The 4,395-nt window shown below is 74.1% G+C and carries 4 protein-coding genes and 1 pseudogene; 3 read left to right on the top strand and 2 right to left on the bottom strand.

Going from position 1 to position 4,395, the window contains the following annotated elements; translation table 11 throughout:
* Nucleotides 1-419 precede the first annotated feature (419 nt).
* From N5I75_RS10130 to N5I75_RS10120, 3 genes and pseudogenes are all read left to right on the top strand, one after another.
* Nucleotides 420-1,280, top strand: a complete 861-nt coding sequence (locus N5I75_RS10130; protein ID WP_476676368.1) for a Nif3-like dinuclear metal center hexameric protein — start codon at nucleotides 420-422, stop codon at nucleotides 1,278-1,280.
* Nucleotides 1,277-2,020 (top strand): zinc ribbon domain-containing protein, encoded by a 744-nt coding sequence (locus N5I75_RS10125; protein WP_476677011.1) that lies wholly within the window; start codon nucleotides 1,277-1,279, stop codon nucleotides 2,018-2,020. Before N5I75_RS10130 ends, N5I75_RS10125 begins: the two co-directional genes overlap by 4 nt.
* Nucleotides 2,021-2,043: 23 nt before the next feature.
* A pseudogene (locus N5I75_RS10120) lies at nucleotides 2,044-2,700 on the top strand (histidine phosphatase family protein); the annotation flags it as partial.
* Here N5I75_RS10120 and eda read toward each other — a convergent pair.
* Nucleotides 2,697-3,329 (bottom strand): bifunctional 4-hydroxy-2-oxoglutarate aldolase/2-dehydro-3-deoxy-phosphogluconate aldolase, encoded by a 633-nt coding sequence (gene eda, locus N5I75_RS10115; RefSeq protein WP_476676367.1) that lies wholly within the window; start codon nucleotides 3,327-3,329, stop codon nucleotides 2,697-2,699. The pseudogene N5I75_RS10120 and the gene eda overlap by 4 nt on opposite strands.
* Before the next feature lie 73 nt (nucleotides 3,330-3,402).
* On the bottom strand, nucleotides 3,403-4,185 hold the full coding sequence (gene yaaA, locus N5I75_RS10110; protein ID WP_476676366.1) for a peroxide stress protein YaaA: 783 nt from the start codon (nucleotides 4,183-4,185) through the stop codon (nucleotides 3,403-3,405).
* Nucleotides 4,186-4,395 lie beyond the last annotated feature (210 nt).

Below are 4,395 nucleotides of genomic sequence, written 5' to 3'. Positions count from 1 at the left end.
TGCGCGAGCCGTGCCGCGTAGGTGGCGTCCGCGGTGATCACGCAGCCGGGCCGCGGCGGCTCCGGCCGCGGCCGTGCCGCCGGGGTTTGTGCCACCCCGGTCTGTGCCGCCCCGTCCTGTGCCGCCCCGTCCTGTGCCGTGGGTTCTATGGCCAAGGCCGTCATGGGATCCGTCGCCTCCGACTGTCCTGGTCCGCCAGTGCTTGTCTCGGTGCCCCGCCCCCGCGCCCCACCTGATCTCTGGTGCACAGCCGAAGCTAGTTTTCGCACGTACCTCCGGGGTCCGCCCGGCCCGCCGCTTCACACCAAAGGGTGGCCGTGGCCGGAATCAGCTGTGGGGCGAGTACTTGGTGTGCTCATGAAGTCGTGCGCGGGCCCCGGGCTTGGGGGAGGGCGGCGCGGCGCAGGTAACCTGTCTGCGTGCCCCGTCTGTCTGAAGTAACCGCCGCGCTCGACGCCCTCTGGCCCCCCGCCCTCGCCGAAGGCTGGGACGCGGTCGGCACGGTCGCCGGTGACCCGGACGCCGAGGTCGGCCGGGTCCTCTTCGCCGTCGACCCGGTCCAGGAGATCGTCGACGAGGCGGTGAAGCTCGGCGCGGACCTGCTGGTCACGCACCACCCGCTCTATCTGCGCGGGACGACGACGGTCGCGGCGGACACCTTCAAGGGCAGGGCCGTCCACACCCTGATCAGGAACGACATCGCCCTGCACGTCGCGCACACCAACGCCGACAAGGCCGACCCCGGCGTCTCCGACGCGCTCGCCGGAGCGCTCGACGTCCGGGTCGTCCGCCCCCTCGTGCCCGACCCGGCCGACCCCTCGGGCCGCCGCGGTCTCGGCCGCGTCTGTGAGCTCGACCACCCGCTCACCCTGCGCGAGCTCGCGGCCCGCGCCGCCGAGCGGCTCCCCGCCACCGCGCAGGGCATCCGCGCGGCCGGCGACCCGGACGCGACGATCCGGACGCTCGCCGTCTCCGGCGGCAGCGGCGACAGCCTCTTCGACGCCGTCCGCGCCGCGGGCGTCGACGCCTTCCTCACCGCCGACCTGCGCCACCACCCGGTGAGCGAGGCCCGCGAACACTCCCCTCTCGCGCTGCTCGACGCGGCGCACTGGGCCACCGAGTGGCCCTGGTGCGAACAGGCCGCCGCCCAGCTCGACGAGGTCTCCGACCGCGAGGGATGGGGCCTGCGCGTCCACGTCTCCCGTACGGTCACCGACCCCTGGACCGCCCACGCGGCGTCCCACCGCGAACCCCTGACTACTTTTGGAGCCCCCAACTGAACGCCGCGCCCGCCGACCAGATCCGTCTCCTCGACGTCCAGGATCTGGATGTCCGCCTCCAGCAGCTGACCCACAAGAAGAAGTCGCTGCCCGAGCACGCCGAGATCGAGTCGCTCACCAAGGACCTCGCGCAACTGCGTGACCTGCACGTCGCCGCGACCACCGAGGAGAGCGACTGCTCCCGCGAGCAGACCAAGGCCGAGCAGGACGTCGACCAGGTCCGCCAGCGCGCCACCCGCGACCAGCAGCGCCTCGACTCCGGCGCGGTCACCTCGCCCAAGGACCTGGAGAACCTCCAGCGCGAGATCGCCTCGCTCGCCAAGCGCCAGGGCGACCTGGAGGACGTCGTCCTGGAGGTCATGGAGCGCCGCGAGTCCGCGCAGGAGCGCGTCGGCGAGCTGGCCGAACGCCTCGCCGCCGTCCAGGCCAAGGTCGACGACGCGACGGCCCGCCGCGACCAGGCCGCCGCCCAGCTCGACACCGAGGCCGCGGTGGTCACCAAGGAGCGCGAGGTCGTCGCCGGGTCCATCCCCGCCGACCTGCTGAAGCTCTACGACAAGCTCCGCGAGAAGGAGGGCGGCGTCGGCGCGGCCAAGCTGTTCCAGCGCCGCTGCGAGGGCTGCCGCCTGGAGCTGAACATCACCGAGCTGAACGAGGTGCGCGCCGCCGCCCCCGACGCGGTCGTCCGCTGCGAGAACTGCCGCCGCATCCTCGTCCGCACGGCGGAGTCGGGCCTCTGACCGGCATCGCGTCATCGTCCGGGGGGCCTGATATGGGCCCCCCGGCCACGTTTGTGCTGCTCCGCCACGGCGAGACGGCGCTGACGCCCGAGAAGCGGTTCTCCGGGAGCGGCTTCCTCCGGGGCGTCGGCGCCGACCCCGAGCTGTCGGCGACGGGTCGTGCGCAGGCGGAGCGTGTGGCGGCGGAGCTGGCGGCGCGGGGGCAGGTCGAAGCGGTCGTGGCGTCGCCGCTGACGCGCTGCCGGGAGACGGCCCAGGTCGTCGCCGACCGGCTCGGCCTCGGCGTCACCGTCGACGAGGGTCTGCGCGAGACCGACTTCGGGGCGTGGGAAGGGCTCACGTTCAAGGAGGTGCGGGAGCGCCATCCGGACGACATGAACGCCTGGCTCGCCTCGCCCGACGCCGCTCCCACGGGCGGCGGCGAGAGCTTCGCGGCGGTCGCCGAGCGGGTCACGGCGGCCCGCGACCGGCTGACCGCCGCCCACCGGGGCCGTACGGTCCTCCTGGTCAGCCACGTCACACCGATCAAGACGCTGGTCCGGCTCGCGCTCGGCGCGCCGCCGGAGGCGCTGTTCCGCATGGAACTGTCGGCGGCGTCGCTGACGACGATCGCGTACTACGCGGACGGCAACGCGAGCGTGCGCGCTCTCAACGAGACCGCGCATCTGGCCGTCCGTTAGGCGGTGAGGGCGCTCGCCTCGCGGGCCAGCTTCTCGACCCGGGCCCAGTCCTTCGCGGCGATCGCGTCGGCCGGGAGCATCCAACTGCCGCCCACGCAGCCGACGTTCCTCAGCGCCAGATAGGTGGGGGCGTTCGCGGGCGAGACTCCGCCGGTCGGGCAGAACCGGGCCTGCGGCAGCGGCCCGGCGAGCGCCTTGAGGTAGGCGGCGCCCCCGGCGGCCTCGGCGGGGAAGAACTTCATCTCGCTTATCCCGCGCTCGATCAGCGCCACGACCTCCGAGGTGGTGGAGACGCCCGGCAGGAACGGCACGCCCGAGCCCTTCATCGCGTCGAGCAGCGTGTCCGTCCAGCCGGGGCTGACCAGGAACTCCGCACCCGCGTCCACCGAGCCGGCGACGTTCGCGGGGGAGATCACGGTGCCCGCGCCGACGACCGCGCCCTCGACCTCGGCGGCGATGGCGCGGATCGCGTCGAGCGCGGCGGGCGTGCGCAGGGTCACCTCGATCGCGGGCAGGCCGCCCGCGACGAGCGCCCGCGCGAGCGGCACCGCGTCGGCGACGTCCTCCACGACGACGACGGGGACGACGGGGGCGAGGTCGAGCACGGAGGAGTGCGCAGAGGAGGTCATGGGCACATCCTGCCCGGGGCGCGCACCATGCGCAAAGGCCGTTGCGCATGGTGCAACATGAGGCGGGCGGGGGTCAGTGCACCTCGTCGACGAGCACGTCCAGACTCCACGCCCGCCCGGCCCTGGCGGGCGCCTCGACCTCGACCTCGTACGACTGCTCCCGCAGGATCTCGACCAGCTCGGCCGGGGAGGCGGGCGCGGCGCCCGAGGTCAGCAGCGAGCGCACGATGCGCCCCTTGGTCGCCTTGTTGAAGTGGCTGACGACCTTGCGGGTCGGCGCGTGCAGCACCCGTACCGTCGCCGTCCGCTCCGCGACCTCACCCTTCGGCTTCCAGGCCGCCGCGTACGCCGCCGACCGCAGATCGAGCACGAGCCCGTCCCCGGCCGCCTCGGGCATGACCTCGGCCATCGGCGCCCGCCAGAACGCGCCGAGCGCGCCGAGCCCCGGCAGCTTCACGCCCATCGAGCAGCGGTAGGACGGAATGCGGTCGGTCACGCGCACCGCGCCCCACAGCCCGGAGAAGACGAGGAGCGAGCGCGCGGCCCGCTTCTTCGCGGCGGCGTCGAGGGTGGCGAGCCCGAGGGCGTCGTAGAGGACGCCGGTGTAGATTTCCCCGGCGGGCCGGGCGCCGGCGATGCGCAGCCCGGCGTTCTTGGCGACCTCGCCGCGCAGCCCCTCGCTCAGCCCGAGCACGTGGCGCGCCTTCTCCTCGTCCGCGGAGCACAGCTCGACCAGCTCGTCGAGGACGGCGGCCCGCGCCCCGGCGAGCCCCGGCAGCGACAACGACTCCGGCTTCAGCGGGGCGCCCTGCCCGGAGGCGGCCTTCCCTTCGGACGGCGGCAGCAAGACGAGCACGGGCGATCTCCTTCGGTACGACGGGCCGGGGTGCGGCCCCGCGCCAGGTTAGTCGGCGACGGGGGAGGGTTCGTTCCGCACCCGCGTGAGCCGCGCCTCCAGGGCGCGGGCCAGCCGGTCGGGCTCCTCGGCGTGCAGCCGCACCCGTACGACGTCCTTCGGCCGCCCGAGGAAGGTGAGATGGGTGACCGGCGCGCCGAGTTCGAGGTG

The organism is Streptomyces sp. R818 (assembly GCF_056172735.1).
The sequence above is the reverse complement of the archived record's forward strand: the minus strand, read 5'-3'. Positions and strand labels throughout refer to the sequence as shown.